Below are 14,311 nucleotides of genomic sequence, written 5' to 3'. Positions count from 1 at the left end.
GCGGGTTTACCGTGGGGGATAAGTCGGACTTTGGGGGCCGGTCATGATCGTCGAGCTCATCCTTGCCGCACTCGCCGGCGGCGCCGTCTACGCAGGCGCCGCCGCACGCGTCATCCGGCAGTACGAGCGCGGGCTGGTGTTCCGCCTCGGCAAGCTGCAGTCCACGCTGCGCGATCCCGGGTTCACCATGGTGGTGCCCGGGATCGACCGCTTGCAGAAGGTCAACATGCAGATCGTGACCCTTCCCATCCCCGCCCAGGAGGGCATCACCCGGGACAACGTGACGGTACGGGTCGACGCCGTCGTCTACTTCCGCGTCATCGATCCGGCGGACGCCGTTGTGCGCGTCGAGGACTACCGGTTCGCCGTCTCACAGATGGCACAGACCTCGCTGCGGTCGATCATCGGCAAGAGCGAGCTGGACGACCTGCTGTCCAACCGGGAGAAGCTGAACCAGGGGCTGGCCATCATGATCGACAGCCCGGCGGTCGAATGGGGGGTCAACGTCGACCGCGTGGAGATCAAGGACGTCTCGCTTCCGGAGAGCATGAAGCGGTCGATGGCCCGGCAGGCCGAAGCCCAGCGCGACCGGCGGGCGCGCGTCATCAACGCCGACGCCGAGCTGGAGGCGTCGAAGAAGCTCGCCCAGGCGGCGCGGGCGATGTCCGACACGCCGGCGGCGCTCCAGCTCCGGCTGCTCCAGACCGTCTCCAGCGTCGCCACCGAGAAGAACTCCACCCTGGTGCTGCCCTTCCCCGTCGAGCTGCTCCGCTTCCTGGACCGCTCCCAGCGCACCGGCGATTACGGGCCCCCGGGCGCGGGCGCCGGTTCGGTCGCAGAGGCGGAGGCGGACGCCGCCCGACGCGAGCTGGCCGCCGAAGGCGTGCCCGCCGAGGGGGAGATCGGTGCAGGTCCCGACCAGGATGTGGGGATCGTGCCACCTGTGGACGTTCACCCCGAACTCGAACTCGGGGAAAAGCGGACGGATTCCGGGAACCAGTAGGCCGATTACCGGACAGTTCCGGCTTTTCGGGGGTTGTGTCGCCTGGAGTGACGCGTGATACTCGGCGATCACATTGGCATGGACGCGCCTCCCCCCACTTCGGCGTGCCCGTGCCTCCACCCTCCGGGTGTGCCCCGTCTCGGGCCCACCCGCCCCCACAGGAGGTCGAGAGTTGAGACACCGTCGGATACCCAAGCGCCGCGCCGCAGTCGCCGGAGCGGCCGTGGCCGCCCTCGTCGGCGGATCGCTGACCCTGGCCAACGCCAACGCAAGCGAGAGCCCGGCGCCCGCGCCCGCACCCAAGACCCTCTCGGTGCAGGCGGCGACCGGCCTCGCCGACAAGCTCGTCGGCGACGTCGAGGGCCACGCGGGCGCGTACTACGACGCGGACGCCAAGCGCCTCGTGGTGAACGTGGTCGACGCGGCGGCCAAGAAGACCGTCGAGGCGGCCGGCGCCGAGGCCCGTGTCGTCGAACACACCCTGGCCCAGCTGAAGTCGGTGAAGGACACCTTCACCGAGCGGGACCTGACCGGCACCTCCCGGGTCGTCGACCCGGTGACCAACAAGGTCGTCATCACCGCCGACCGTACGGTCTCCGGAGCCGAACTGGCCGACCTGAAGAAGCAGGTGAAGGCCGAGGGCGGCAAGGCCGTCCTCAAGCGCACCGAGGGCGAGTTCACCACCCGCATCGCGGGCGGGGACGCCATCTACGGCGGCGGCTCCCGCTGCTCGCTCGGCTTCAACGTCACGGTGGGCGGCCAGCCCGGTTTCATCACCGCCGGCCACTGCACCGAGGCCGTCTCCACCTGGACCGACGAAGCCGGCGCCACCCTCGGCAACACCGAGGGCAGCAGCTTCCCGGGCGACGACTACGGTCTGGTGATGTACTCGGGCAGCGTGGACAACCCGAGCGAGGTCAACCTCTACGACGGCACCACCCAGGCCATCTCCGGCCCGGGCGAGGCCACCGTGGGCATGCAGGTGACCCGCAGCGGCAGCACCACGCAGGTGCACAGCGGCACCGTGGAGGCCGTCAACGCCTCCGTCTCCTACCCGCAGGGCACGGTCGACGGTCTGATCCAGACCGACGTCTGCGCCGAGCCGGGTGACAGCGGTGGCGCGCTCTTCGCGGGCGACAAGGCGATCGGCCTGACCTCCGGCGGCAGCGGCGACTGCAGCTCGGGCGGCCAGACCTTCTTCCAGCCCGTCAGCGAGGCGCTCGACGTGTACGGGGCGACTCTCCCCTGACGCCGCACGCGGTGACACCACGACGGTGCCCCCGGACCTTCCCGGACGCTGTTGGTTAATTCGGGGGCAGGCTCTACTCGGCCCCGCTGAGCTTCGGCTCTGCGGGGCCGAGTGCTGCGAAGCGGCTGGTGCGGGTGCGGGCCCGGGGTGTGCCTGTGAGGTAGGCGTCGATGCGGGCGAGGTTGATCGCGGCGCCGGTGAGCTGGTGCTGGAGGCTGGTCTTCGCCAGGCCCCGGTAGCGGGATCTGCGCAAGCCGCAGCGCCCGACGGCCTGGGAGATGGTGCCCTCGACTCCTGCGCGGGTTTTGTAGTGGTCCTTCCAGGTCTCGGTGTCCTGTTCGGCACGGGCCTGGCGGAGGGCTTCGTGTTCCTCGCGGGGCCGCAGGGTCAGACGGCGGCCGCGGCTGGAGGTGGTGCACTGCTCGCGGACCGGGCAGGGGCGGCACTGCCCGCCGCTGAAGCGGACCCGGATCACTGGCGTTCCCTCGGGTGAGCGGTCGGGGTTCCAACAGCGGGCGGTCTTGCCACCGGGGCACGTGACCTGCTCGCCCTCCCAGTCGACGCTGAAGTCATCGGCGGTGAAGCCGTTGTTCGCGGCGGCCTGGTGGCTGATCACGCCGGCGACCGGCCCGGTGAGCGTGATGCCGTACTCGCGCCGGGTGCTGACCAGCAGATGCGCGTCGACGTATCCGGCGTCGACCAGGTGCTCGCCGGGCAGACGGTCCACCTGGGCAAGCTGGGCGTGCACGGCATCGGTCATCGAGATGTCGGGCACGGTCGCCACGGTGGTGGCCACGTTCGTGATCAGGTTCAAGGCGTCCGGCTCGCAGGTCTCGGTGAGGTGGACCTTGTATCCGTCCCACACAGTGTCGCGCTTGACGCTGCCGCGAGCCTCGGAGTCATAGGGCGTGACCAGGCGCATCGCGCCCGGTGGGCGGTCTTTGGGGTCCCTGCGCCTCACCTCGCCCTCCACCAGGTGGAAGGACTGGACCCAGACCTGACGCAGGTATTCCACCTGTTCAAGTGTTCGCAGTCCTTCGTAAGTCCCGGGCGAGAAGACGGCTTCGAGCAGGCGCATCCCGTCACGGCCGATCCGCGCTCCCACCTCGTCCCGCTTGGTGCGTGACTTGGGGAAACGGGAGTCCTCAGCCCTCGTGGCGTAGTTCCTGAACCAGTCCGGCTCAGCGGCCTGGACCAGCCACTGCGGCGCCTCCTGGGCCAGCGCGTTCAACGCCGCGCGCAGTGACTCGGCGACCATCTCCAGCCAGCTCAGTTCCCGGGCCGCGGACAGCACGTGCGTCGAGTCGGTCCGCGCCCGGCCCGCGGTCGTCAGCAGTCCCCGCTCCCCGGCCGCGGCCAGGATGCCGTCCAGCACCCGCCGCCCACCGTCCGCACCTGTCAGACGGTCCCGGAACTCCGACAGCACCGAGAAATCGAAGCCGGGATCACCCAGCTCCAGCCCGAGCGCGTACTTCCAGTCGATCCGGGCCCGCACCGCCTCCGCGGCCTGCCGATCGGTCAGCCCCTCCACGAACTGCAACACCAGCACGAGCGCCAGCCGCCCCGGTGACCAGGCAGGCTTGCCCCGGGCCGGGAACAGGTCCACGAACCCCTCATCCCCGAACAGCGGCCCCAGCCCGTCCCGCACCCGGATCGCCAGGCTCCCGTTCGGGAACGCGGCCCGCGCAACCCGCGCCGTCTGCCCCGGCACCTCGTTCGGCCCGCTTGGCTGCATCGACATCCGCACCCACCCCATACGACAACGTCGGCCTTCAAGACCACAACCGGGTCTTGAAGGCCGACGTCACGCGAGCCCCCGAATTAACCAACAGCGTCCTTCCCGGTCCGGGGGCACCGTCATGTGCGCGCAGCGCGCTCGGGCGGGAGCGTCAGCGGGACTCGGCCGCGACCAGCTCCGCGATCTGCACGGCGTTCAGCGCCGCGCCCTTGCGCAGGTTGTCGTTGGACAGGAACAGCGACAGCCCGTTCTCCGCGGTCTCGTCGGCGCGGATGCGGCCCACGTAGCTGGCGTCGGCGCCTGCGGCCTGGAGCGGGGTCGGGATGTCCGAGAGCTCCACGCCCGGCGCGCCGGCCAGCAGCTGCCGCGCGCGCTCCGGGCTCAGCGGGCGCTCGAAGCGGGCGTTGACCTGGAGGGAGTGGCCGGTGAAGACCGGCACGCGCACGCAGGTGCCCGACACCTTCAGGTGGGGGACGTCGAGGATCTTCCGGGACTCGTTGCGGAGCTTCTGCTCCTCGTCCGTCTCGTCGAGGCCGTCGTCCACGATCGAGCCGGCGAGGGGCAGCACGTTGAAGGCGATCGGGCGCTTGAACTTGTTCCCCTCCGGGAAGTCCACCGCGTCGCCGGCGAACGTCAGGCGGGTGGCGTCGGTCTCCACCGCCTTGCGGGCCTGCTCGTCCAGTTCCGCCACACCGGCCAGTCCGCTGCCGGACACCGCCTGGTAGGTGGCGACCACGAGCGCGGTCAGGCCGGCCTCGTCGTGCAGCGGGCGCAGCACCGGCATCGCGGCCATCGTGGTGCAGTTCGGGTTGGCGATGATGCCCTTCGGGCGGTTCTTCGCCGCGTCGGGGTTGACCTCCGAGACGACCAGTGGCACCTCGGGGTCCAGCCGCCACGCGGAGGAGTTGTCGATCACGACCGGGCCCTGGGAGGCCACCTTCTCGGCGATCGCCTTCGACGTCGCGCCGCCCGCGGAGAAGAGCACGATGTCCAGGTCCGCGTAGTCGGCGGTCGACGCGTCCTCGACGGTGACCTCGCCGTCCTTCCAGGGCAGGGTGCGGCCGGCCGAACGCGCCGAGGCGAACAGGCGCAGCGTCTCGACCGGGAAGTTCCGCTCGGCCAGGATCTCGCGCATCACGCTGCCGACCTGACCAGTGGCTCCGACGATCCCGATCCTCATGTGGCTCCTTCTGCCGTGCGCGTGCAGCGCTGGTGTCAGCTGTGTGCAGGGGGTGTGCTTGTGTCCTTGTGCTTCCCCTACCCTGCACCGCGTCGCTCACGGGGGCCAATTCTTTGACATCGGTCACACTCCGTGCCGCCCGGCGCCGCCGCCCGGCGGCCGGCCGTCCCCCGGGCCGAAGGCGGCCAGCGCGTCCTCCGCGCTGTTGCGGGCCCGGACGTACTCGTCCGCCCAGGCGGCCGCGTCCGGAAACCCGGACGCGGCGGCGATCCGGGCGCACGCCGCGTCGGCGTCGTACGCGGTGCGGCGGAGCGACACGGTCTCGCCCGGCCCGAGCAGCGCCCAGTGCGCCCCGGGGCGCCCGTACGGCATGCCGACGCTGCCCGGATTGATCACGAGCCGTCCATGGGTGAGGCGGACGTACGGCATGTGCGTGTGGCCGCAGACCACGGCCGACACGTCGTCGCCCACCCCGGAGAGCACCTCCGCCCAGCGGTCCGGACGCGAGTCGACCAGCACCACCTCCTCGTCGTCGCGCGGCGTGGCGTGGCAGAACAGCACCCGGCCCAGTCCGGCGACGTCGAGGGTGGCGGTGGCGGGCAGCCCGGCCAGCAGCTCCACCTGGTCCGCGCGCAACCGCTCCGCCGCCCAGGGGGCGATCGGGTCGGGGATCTCCGTGCGCCGGCCGCGACGGTACTCGACCAGCTCCCGGTCGGCGTTGCCCGACACCCACACCGCGCGGTCGCCCAGGCCGGCCAGCAGGTCCAGGGTGGCGACCGGCAGCGGACCGGCCGCCAGGTCGCCCGCCAGCACGACGCGGTCGGCGCCGCGGACGCCGGACTCCGCCAGCACCGCCTCCAGCGCCGGCAGCACCCCGTGCACGTCGGCCAGCACGGCCACCTTCTCGACCCGTCCCTTCGTCATGCGCCCCAGTCTGCGCCGCCACCTCCGGCCCCGGGGCGCCGTTCTCCCGCAGCGGATTCCGCTGCGGGAGGGCGCCGATGGTCAGGACGTGGTGCCGGTCGTCTCGCCCTTGCCCTTGCCGGTGGCGCCGCCGTCTTCGTGCTCGGGGTCGGAGAACGGCGGCGTGTCCTGGCGGCAGGTCGCTCCCACCGGCGGGAGTGCGCCGTCGATGAGGTAGCGGCTCTCGTACTCCTGAACGCAGCTGCTGGGGTTGAACAGTGCGGTGTGCCCCTCACCCTCGAGGGTGAGCAGACGCGCGTCGCCGAGTTCCTCGGCCATGGCGTGCGAGGCCCAGAGGGACGTGGAGGGGTCATAGGTGTTGGCGACGACCAGGATGGGGTTCGCCGTGGGGGTGTTCCACGGGCCGCGGTAGGGGTCGGCGGCCTTCGCCGGCCAGCTGGGACACCCGGCGGAGGCCCAGGTCCAGTGGCGGCCGGCGTCGCCCGCGCGGACGGCGCTCGCCTCCGCCAGGGCGTGGTAGTCACCGAAGGGCGGAGCGGGGCTGTCGCCGCAGAAGACCGCCGAGGCCTGTTCCTCGCCGAGGTACGGGTTCGGGTTCGGGACCGGCGGCGGGGGCGGGAACTGGGGCGGCTCCGGGGCGCGGCCCTCCCACAGGTCCTGCAGACGGGCGGCGAGGTCCGTCCACCCGGGGTGGACGACGTAGAGGCCGGTCACCGCGTTGCTGACGGTGGCGGCGTAGGTCCAGCCGTCCATCGGATGTTTCCGCAGGCGCTGCGTCAGCCGGTCCCACTTGTTCCGCGTCGCCTGCGGGCTGCCGGCGAAGAAGGCGCAGTGGGCGGTGGTGGTGGATCCGCACAGCGTGAGGAACCGGTCCAGGGTCGCTGCACCGGAGCGGTCCGCGCCCGAGCGCTGGAAGGTGGAGAGCCAGGGGTCGTCGTCGGAGAAGTCGGTCCACGCGTTGGGGTCCCAGTTGGCGTCGAGGACCATGGCGCGGACCTTGTCGGGGAAGAGGTTGGCGTAGGTGGCGCCCAGGTAGGTGCCGTAGGAGATCCCGTAGTAGGTGAGCTGCGGTTCGCCCACCGCCCGGCGGAGGTGGTCGAGGTCGCGGGCGGTGTCGGCGGTCGAGACATGGCGCAGGAGTTCGGGGTCCTTCTGCTCACAGAACCGCGCCAGCTCCTCGTACGCGGCCTCCGTGGCCCGGCGCTCCTGCGCGGTGACCGGGAAGCCGGCCGGTCTGCTCGCATTCCAGGCGGCGGCTTCCTCCTCACTCGCGAAGCAGTTCACCGCGGTGCTGTTGCCGATCCCGCGAGGGTCCCAGCTCACGATGTCGAACCGTTCCCGCACCTCCCGGGGGAAGGACTCGTAGTTCTGCGGCATCTGTACGGTGCCGGGCCCGCCGGGTCCGCCGGGGTTGAAAAACAGGGTGCCGATGCGCCGTGAGGGGTCGGCCGCCTCCCGTTTGACGACCGCCAGTTCGATGGTGCGGCCGTGGGGGTCGTCGTAGTCCAGCGGCACCTTCGCGGTCGCGCAGTCGAACGGGCTGCCCTTCACGCAGGGTTCCCAGTCCAGCGTGGGAGCGGGCCGCTCGGGTGTCGGCCGGCCGTCGGCGCCGGCGAGGCCCGGTGCCGTCAGTGCCATCGAGCATGCCGCCATCACGGCGACGACCACGAGACCACCCCGACGGCCCGCTCTCGGTTTCGATATGTGCATGCCACTTCCTCCACGGCGGGGTTCCACGGCTGGGTCCTCCATGAAAGGAGCGAGACGCGCTCGGGCAGGGGACGTCGCCACTGATCCGTTTCCACGACACCCTGGCCGGGCCGGACCCGCGAGCCGACCGCAGCCGAACGGCTGAGACCGCATCGTCGCCCGCTCTGCCGGTCGCGCGGGTCACGAGTCTCCGACTCACGTCGTCGGGGTTGCCGGCGCTTCCCGGTTGGAGCTGTGTGGGGCCGCGGGTGCGAGATACCGGTTGACCTGCTGCTTCGGCCGCTCCCGAGCCCTTCGCGGCGGCTTGTGCGGTGGCAGGCCCTCTGAGGCGGCGGCAGTTTCGTTGGCGTGCACGGCGGTTTCTCCTGCGTGGCCCCGCTCCGAGCCGGGGCGGGGCCACGCGAGGTGCCGCATCCAGTCACCTCGGATGGAGAAAGACTCAGATGAAGAAGATCTTCACCACCACCTGCGCCGCCGTGGTCGCGGCGGCCCCGCTCATGGCGTTCGCCCCGGCCGCCACCGCCGACGACATGCCCGGTCCCGGCCGCCACGCTGCGATATCGCTGCAGGCGCAGCTTGTCCCGTTCGAGGTGAACAAGGTCCATGGCTGGGGCTACGCGAAGGTCCGCCTCGACGGTCGGCACGTCACCGTGCGACTCAAGGCCAAGGGGCTGCTCGCAGACGCCCCGCACGCCCAGCACTTCCACATCGCTGCCAAGGGCGTGTGCCCGCCCGACTCGGCAGCCACCGAGCACAACGGCAAGCTCGCCCTGTCGACCGTGGACGGCCAACCGTTCTACGGCGGGATCGGCGCCTCGCTCACCACCGAGGGCGACACCAGCCCGGACTCCGCCCTCGCCGTCGACCGCTTTCCCGTCGGCAAGTTCATCCACTACGAGCGCAGCTTCACCGTCAGCGAGCAGACCGCCAGGTCGCTGCGGGACGACACCGCGGTCCTCGTCCTGCACGGCATCGACTACAACAGGAACGGCAGGTACGACTTCAACCTCGGCAGGAGCGAACTCGACCCCGAACTCCCCCTGGAGGCGACCGCGCCGGCGCTGTGCGGGGCACTGAAGAAGGCGCCGCACGGCGGCATCTCCGGCGGGCACGGAGGCACCCAGGGGAGCAACGACGAGTTGACTGCCGCAGCGGCCGGAACCGGTCTGCTGGCCCTCGGCGGCGGCGCGTTCCAGCTGCGTCGGCGCACCGCCCGCACCGCCCGCGCCGACTGACCGACTGACCGGCCGGCCAGGCACGTGCCCCGCAAGGCCAGGCTCAGCTCTGGTGGCCGCCGTGGTGTCCTCATCGCGGCGGCCAACCGCATGCACCAGGGCGCCTACGTGTCGGCGTCACCGCGCACCTGAGGAGCGAGGCGCACTGGCGGCGGCGCCCGTGCGGGGTGCGCCCAGCGAGCGGGCGGCGACGCGGTCCAGGTGCCGGCGGAAGACGGCCTCCGCGTCCGGTGTCAGCGTCGACAGCGCCACCATCGCCGTGAGCACCACGTCGCACAGCTCGGCCGCGAGGTCCTCCTCGCCGTGGCTGTGCCCCTTCCTCGGGTTCGCGCCCAGCATCCCCTGCAGCGCCTCCGCCGCCTCGCCCGCCTCCTCGGTGATCTTGAGCACCTGGAGCAGCAGCTTCGTCTCCCGCGGCCGGGCGCTCGCCTCGTCCAGCCACGTCGCCAGCCGCCCCGACGTCTCCCACGCACCCTCGTCCATCGCGCGCCCTCCCTCGTGTCCCCGTGCACCTTCGCGGCCCGGGCGTGTTCCGTCTTCCGTCAACGGGGGCGGGCCTCTGCACAGCGGACGCAGAGCGTGGCTGCCGGGCGTACTTCCAGGCGTTCGGCGGGGATCGGCTCGCCGCACCCTTCGCACCGTCCGTACGCACCCTGCTCGAGCCGTCGCAGTGCCTGATCCAGCTCGTCCAGGTGGACTCGCGCCCGATGCAGCAGGGCAGCGACATGCTGGCGTTCGAACGCGGTGCTGGACCCTTCCGGGTCGTGCTCGTCGTCGATCGCCACCAGGGCGTTCGCCTCGACGATCCCCTCGTACTCACGGGTCAGCGCCGTGATCTGCGCGCGCGTCTCGATACGCCGGGCGCTCAGCCGCTCACGGACGGTCTGCTCGTGTTCCCGAGGACCGTTGTCGGAGTGCTCGCTCACGTCACCGACAACGCCGACGACCCGGCCCGCGTTCCCCGCCCGGGGCAGCAGCGGACCAGCCCGCCTGCGGGTCCCCCGGGCGCGGGCGGGCTGGTCCGGCGGGTCGGTCAGCGTCCGTAGTAGGCGTCGAAGTTGCGGGAGAACTCCCGGCCGTTGAACTCGTCCCAGTTCACCGACCAGGTCATCAGCCCGCGCAGGCCCGGCCAGGTGCCGTGTGGCGCGTACGAGCCGCAGTCGGTGCCCCGGGTCAGGCAGTTCAGCGTCCTGTCGACCTCGGCGGGGGCTATGTGGCCGTTGCCCGCGTTGACCGACGCGGGCAGTCCGATCGCCACCTGGTCGGGGCGCAGGGGCGGGAAGAAGGCGTCCTGGTCGCCGGCCACCGGGAATCCGGTGAGCAGCATGTCGGTCATGGCGACGGGGAAGTCGGCGGAGCCCATGGTGTGGTGCCGGTCGTCCAGTCCCATGATGGGCCCGGAGTTGTAGTTCTGGACGTGCAACAGAGTGAGGTCGTCCCGCAGGGCGTGGATCACCGGCAGGTAGGCGCCTGCGCGCGGGTCCTGGCCGCCCCACTCGCCGGAGCCGTAGAACTGGTAGCCGAGCTGCACGAAGAAGGTCTCGGGCGCCATGGTCAGGACGAAGTCCTCGCCGTACCGCGCGGTCAGCGTCTCCAGCGCGGAGATCAGGTTGACGATCACCGGGGTGGTCGGGTTCCGGAAGTCGGTGTCGCCCTCGTCGAGGGACAGGGAGTGCCCCTCGAAGTCGATGTCCAGACCGTCGAGTCCGTACTCGTCGATGATGGCGCCGACGGAGGAGACGAAGGCGTCGCGGGCCGCCGCGGTCTCCAGCCGTACCTGCCCGTTGGCGCCGCCGATGGAGATCAGCACCTTCTTGCCGGCGGCCTGCTTGGCCTTGATCGCGGCCTTGAACTCCGCCTCGGACTCGACGTCCGGGCACTCGCTCTGCGGGCAGAGGGAGAAGCGGATGTCGCCCGAGGTGGGGGTGGTCGGCTCGCCGAAGGCGAGGTCGATGACGTCCCACGAGTCGGGCACGTCGGCCATCCGTGTGGAGCCGGAGCCGTTGGCGAAGCTCGCGTGCAGGTAGCCGACCAGGGCGTGTTCCGGCAGGGCTGCGCCGCCGTCGCCGCCACCGCCGTCGCGCGTGGTGGTGGTGACCGTGGCGGACCTTGCGGACTCGCCCGCGGAGTTCACGGCGGTGACCTGGAAGGTGTAGGAGGTGGCGGGGGACAGGCCGGTGACCGTGGTCGAGGTGCCCGTGACCTCACCCGCTTCGGCGCCGTCGCGGTGGACGCGGTAGCCGGTGGCGCCGTCGACCGCGTCCCAGCTCAGCGACACGCTGGTGGAGGTGGTGGCTCCGGCGGTCAGTCCGGTGGGTGCGGCGGGCGGCTGCGGGTCGCCCGGACCGCCGGGGTCGCCGCCGGGGCCGGTGAGGGACAGGTCGTCGGCGTGGTAGGCGGGCGTGCCGTACCAGCCGTGCAGGTGCACGGTCACCGAGGTCGTGTCCGGGCCGGTGGTGAAGGTCGTGGACAGCCGGGTCCAGCTCGCCGCGGAGGGGGTCCACGTCGAGACGTCGGTGGTGCCGGTGCCCTTCGCGCCCAGGTAGACGTAGCTGCCCCGGACCCAGGCGCTCAGGGTGTAGGTGGAGTCCGGCCGTACGGTCACCGTCTGCCTGCACTCGGCGTTGTGCCCGCCGCCGGGCACCGCCTTCAGCGCCGAAGTGCCGCTGCGCACCGGGCTGTCCACGGCCGTGCCGCTGCCCTCCGCGCAGCTCCAGCCGTCCAGGCCGGACTCGAAGCCGCCGTTCCGGGCGAGTTCGGCGCCCGCCGCGTGGGAGGCCGGCCCCACGGCGGCCAGCCCGCCGGCCGCCAGGGCCGCGGTGAGGAGCAGGGCGCGCAGCCGGTGGCGCGCGCGACGGCGGGGCGGACGGGGCGGTGCAGGGCGTCCGGAACGTCTGGGGCGGTCCACGACAACCTCCGGGTGGACGAGGGCGAGTGTCGACGCAATCTGGTCCAGACCAATGGGGTTGTCAAGGGGGTGCGTAGGAGCGTGGGCCTCTCCACCCCGGGGAATGGGCACCGGGCGCCGACGCGGGGGCGGCAGTCCAACCCAGCCCCGTCAGCGGTCGAGCTGCAGGCGACGCCAGGTCAGGAGGACCGCCGGCACGAAGACGAGGGGGACCAGGCCGACGAGAGCGAGCTGGACGGGGGAGACGCCGGCCGGCTGCAGGGCCCAGAGCGCGGGCGCGGTGAAGGGGAACCAGGCACCCGTTCCGGCCACGGCCACGACCTGCGCGACGACGAGGACGCCCACGGTGGTGGCGATGCCGGGCAGCAGACCCCGGCCGAGCGTGGCGGCCCACGCGGCGGGGAGGGCGAGGAGGGCCGACAGCGCGGTGAGCGCGAACTGCCGGGCCAGCGCGCCGATCACGCCGGCGTCCACCGCCCCGAGGCGAAGAGCGGTGCCCACCGCGCCGAGCAGCGCCGTCAGCAGTGCGGCGACGCCCAGCGCCCAGAGCAGGTAGACGGCCAGTTTCGCCGCGGCGACGGCCGGACGGCTCACCGGCAGGGCGAACAGTCCGCTGACGGTGCCCTCGGTGAACTCGCGGCCGAACATCCAGCTCAGCACGGTGCCGAAGCCGAGGAGGGAGGCGGCGGCGGTGACCTGGGCGACCACGCCCATCAGGCGGTCCCAGCCGGCCTCCCCGGCGAGGGGCCCGAGCTGGGCGAGCACCCGTTCGTTGCCCCGGGCGGCCGCCCACGTGAGGGAACCGGCGAGCAGGGCGATGCCGGCGACCAGGAGGACCGTGGTGACGAGGACCGCCCGGGAGGCCGAGGTCTTGCGCCCCTCCACGGTGAGGGCCGCGAGGCCGGCGGTGCCGTTCATGCGTCCTCCCGGTCGCCGTGCCGTTCCTCGTCGGCGTGCACGAGGCGGAAGAACGCCCGCTCGATGTCCGCGCCTTCGGGGTCGAGGGAGCCGATCACCCCGCCGCGGTGAAGGACGGTGACGCGGTCGGCGATGCGCGCCACCTCGTCGAGGTGGTGGCTGGAGACGAGGACGCCGGCCCCGGCGCCCGCCCGCCGCAGCAGGATCTCCCGCAGCCGGATCACCCCCCTCGGGTCCAGGGCGTCGGTCGGCTCGTCGAGGACGACGACGGACGGATCGTGCAGGAGCGCGGCGGCGAGGCCGAGCCGTCGCCGGTTGCCCTGCGACAGCACGCGCGCACGCACTCCCGCGTAGCGTTCCAGGCCGAACGCGGTGATGCCCGCGCGCACCGCCTCCTCGCGGCGACCGCGGGGGACTCCGCGCAGCGCCGCGGCGATCCGCAGGTTGGTGCGGGTGTCGAGGTCCGCGTAGCAGAGCGGGCCGTCGACGAGGTGCCCCACCCGTGCCCACGTCGCCGCCCCCGCCGTGCGGACGTCGTGCCCGTCGATGCGCGCCGTGCCGGAGTCCGGGCGCAGCATGCCGAGCAGCAGGCGCATGAGGGTGGTCTTGCCGGCTCCGTTGAGCCCCACCAGCGCGTGGATCTCCCCCGGGGCGACCTCGAGGTCGATGCCGCGTACGCCGGTGTGCGGAGAGAACCCCCGGGCGAGTCCCCGCGCGGTCAGCCGGAGGTCAGTCATGAGAGTCCTCCGCTGTGTCCGGCGTGTCCGGCGGGTCCAGGGTGTCCAGTGCCACGGCGACCGCCTCCGCCAGGGCGACGTCGTCGCGGCGCGCCCACTCGAAGAGGGCCGCCATCAGCGCCGCCAGCGCCGCTCCCGCCGCCGCGTGGGCGCGCAGCGCAGGAGTGCCGTCGCGGACGAGCTGGTCGACGATGAGCTGTTCGGTCGCGGCGTTGTTGCGCCACGCGGCGGCACGCAGGGCGGGGGTGTCCGCCACGATCCGGACCCGGCGGCGGACGAGATCGCTCTCCGGCTCGTCGAGTTCCCGCCAGGCGTGACGGATGCCCCGGACGGTGCGTGGCAGTGCCCCCAGGGAGCGCGGCCGGCGGGCGACGGCGGCGGCGATGAGCGGGTCGTACGGGTCGTCGAGAACGACGTTCTCCTTGGCCCGGAAGTGGCGGAAGAAGGTCATCTCCGTCACCCCGGCCGAGGCCGCGATCTGCGCCACCGTCGTGCGCTCGAATCCCTGGCGCTCGAACAGGTCCAGCGCGCAGCCCAGGATGCGCGCGGAGGTCCGCTGCCGCTTGCTCGTCGCCGAGTCGGGTGCTGCCACAGGCTCATGTTAGAGGCTAACTTTTTGCCGTGGCAAGCGGTCGCCGCGAGGGGTGTGCGCCGTCTCGCGAGGTGATCGAACATGTATTCGAGCAAGGCGCTATGGTGGGAGGTGAGA

Annotated in this window: 13 protein-coding genes; 3 read left to right on the top strand and 10 right to left on the bottom strand. The window is 72.3% G+C overall.

Features of this window, described 5'->3' with window-relative positions:
* Positions 1-43 precede the first annotated feature (43 nt).
* Positions 44-1,003, top strand: a complete 960-nt coding sequence (locus tag RM572_RS24130) for a slipin family protein (protein ID WP_311675513.1) — start codon at positions 44-46, stop codon at positions 1,001-1,003.
* 172 nt (positions 1,004-1,175) lie between these two features.
* Positions 1,176-2,252: a S1 family peptidase gene (locus RM572_RS24125; RefSeq protein ID WP_311675512.1), complete on the top strand. Its 1,077-nt coding sequence runs from the start codon at positions 1,176-1,178 to the stop codon at positions 2,250-2,252.
* A gap of 73 nt (positions 2,253-2,325) precedes the next feature.
* Here the strand turns inward: RM572_RS24125 and RM572_RS24120 are convergent, their stop codons facing one another.
* The 4 genes from RM572_RS24120 to RM572_RS24105 form a co-directional block, all read right to left on the bottom strand.
* Positions 2,326-3,993, bottom strand: coding sequence for an IS1182 family transposase (locus RM572_RS24120; RefSeq protein ID WP_311675511.1), 1,668 nt, complete (start codon positions 3,991-3,993; stop codon positions 2,326-2,328).
* Positions 3,994-4,141: 148 nt separating this feature from the next.
* The gene (locus RM572_RS24115) at positions 4,142-5,170 is read right to left on the bottom strand and encodes an aspartate-semialdehyde dehydrogenase (protein ID WP_311675510.1); all 1,029 of its coding nucleotides are present in this window, start codon (positions 5,168-5,170) and stop codon (positions 4,142-4,144) included.
* A 123-nt stretch (positions 5,171-5,293) separates the two neighbouring features.
* Positions 5,294-6,094, bottom strand: coding sequence for a metallophosphoesterase family protein (locus tag RM572_RS24110; RefSeq protein WP_311675509.1), 801 nt, complete (start codon positions 6,092-6,094; stop codon positions 5,294-5,296).
* An 81-nt stretch (positions 6,095-6,175) separates the two neighbouring features.
* The gene (locus tag RM572_RS24105; RefSeq protein WP_311675508.1) at positions 6,176-7,804 is read right to left on the bottom strand and encodes an alpha/beta hydrolase; all 1,629 of its coding nucleotides are present in this window, start codon (positions 7,802-7,804) and stop codon (positions 6,176-6,178) included.
* Between the two features lie 443 nt (positions 7,805-8,247).
* Here RM572_RS24105 and RM572_RS24100 point away from each other — a divergent pair, with 443 nt between their 5' ends.
* Positions 8,248-9,039: a hypothetical protein gene (locus tag RM572_RS24100; RefSeq protein WP_311675507.1), complete on the top strand. Its 792-nt coding sequence runs from the start codon at positions 8,248-8,250 to the stop codon at positions 9,037-9,039.
* A gap of 117 nt (positions 9,040-9,156) precedes the next feature.
* Here RM572_RS24100 and RM572_RS24095 read toward each other — a convergent pair whose 3' ends face one another.
* The 6 genes from RM572_RS24095 to RM572_RS24070 form a co-directional block, all read right to left on the bottom strand.
* Complete coding sequence (locus tag RM572_RS24095) at positions 9,157-9,522, bottom strand: MazG-like family protein (protein ID WP_311675506.1); 366 nt, start codon at positions 9,520-9,522, stop codon at positions 9,157-9,159.
* Between the two features lie 59 nt (positions 9,523-9,581).
* Entirely contained in the window at positions 9,582-9,965 is a 384-nt protein-coding gene (locus RM572_RS24090) for a TraR/DksA family transcriptional regulator (RefSeq protein ID WP_311675505.1), read from the bottom strand.
* A gap of 107 nt (positions 9,966-10,072) precedes the next feature.
* Positions 10,073-11,947, bottom strand: coding sequence for a chitinase (locus tag RM572_RS24085; RefSeq protein WP_394813697.1), 1,875 nt, complete (start codon positions 11,945-11,947; stop codon positions 10,073-10,075).
* Positions 11,948-12,097: 150 nt separating this feature from the next.
* Positions 12,098-12,865, bottom strand: a complete 768-nt coding sequence (locus tag RM572_RS24080; RefSeq protein WP_311675504.1) for an ABC transporter permease — start codon at positions 12,863-12,865, stop codon at positions 12,098-12,100.
* Positions 12,862-13,602, bottom strand: coding sequence for an ABC transporter ATP-binding protein (locus RM572_RS24075; RefSeq protein ID WP_311675503.1), 741 nt, complete (start codon positions 13,600-13,602; stop codon positions 12,862-12,864). The genes RM572_RS24080 and RM572_RS24075 overlap by 4 nt, the downstream gene beginning before the upstream one ends.
* Positions 13,595-14,194 carry a TetR/AcrR family transcriptional regulator gene (locus tag RM572_RS24070; RefSeq protein ID WP_311675502.1) on the bottom strand — a complete coding sequence of 200 codons (600 nt, stop codon included), beginning with the start codon at positions 14,192-14,194 and terminating at the stop codon, positions 13,595-13,597. The genes RM572_RS24075 and RM572_RS24070 overlap by 8 nt, the downstream gene beginning before the upstream one ends.
* Positions 14,195-14,311 lie beyond the last annotated feature (117 nt).

Source organism: Streptomyces hazeniae (assembly GCF_031845485.1).
GTDB classification, from domain to species: Bacteria; Actinomycetota; Actinomycetes; order Streptomycetales; family Streptomycetaceae; genus Streptomyces; species Streptomyces hazeniae.
This window is presented reverse-complemented; position numbering and strand designations above follow the sequence as displayed.

What these genes read in the sequence shown, in the direction of transcription:
- RM572_RS24130 (WP_311675513.1), top strand. Translation starts at nt 44, where the DNA reads ATGATCGTCGAGCTCATCCTTGCCGCACTCGCCGGCGGCGCCGTCTAC.
- RM572_RS24120 (WP_311675511.1), bottom strand. Translation starts at nt 3,993, where the DNA reads ATGTCGATGCAGCCAAGCGGGCCGAACGAGGTGCCGGGGCAGACGGCG.
- RM572_RS24115 (WP_311675510.1), bottom strand. Translation starts at nt 5,170, where the DNA reads ATGAGGATCGGGATCGTCGGAGCCACTGGTCAGGTCGGCAGCGTGATG.
- RM572_RS24110 (WP_311675509.1), bottom strand. Translation starts at nt 6,094, where the DNA reads ATGACGAAGGGACGGGTCGAGAAGGTGGCCGTGCTGGCCGACGTGCAC.
- RM572_RS24105 (WP_311675508.1), bottom strand. Translation starts at nt 7,804, where the DNA reads ATGCACATATCGAAACCGAGAGCGGGCCGTCGGGGTGGTCTCGTGGTC.
- RM572_RS24100 (WP_311675507.1), top strand. Translation starts at nt 8,248, where the DNA reads ATGAAGAAGATCTTCACCACCACCTGCGCCGCCGTGGTCGCGGCGGCC.
- RM572_RS24095 (WP_311675506.1), bottom strand. Translation starts at nt 9,522, where the DNA reads ATGGACGAGGGTGCGTGGGAGACGTCGGGGCGGCTGGCGACGTGGCTG.
- RM572_RS24080 (WP_311675504.1), bottom strand. Translation starts at nt 12,865, where the DNA reads ATGAACGGCACCGCCGGCCTCGCGGCCCTCACCGTGGAGGGGCGCAAG.
- RM572_RS24075 (WP_311675503.1), bottom strand. Translation starts at nt 13,602, where the DNA reads ATGACTGACCTCCGGCTGACCGCGCGGGGACTCGCCCGGGGGTTCTCT.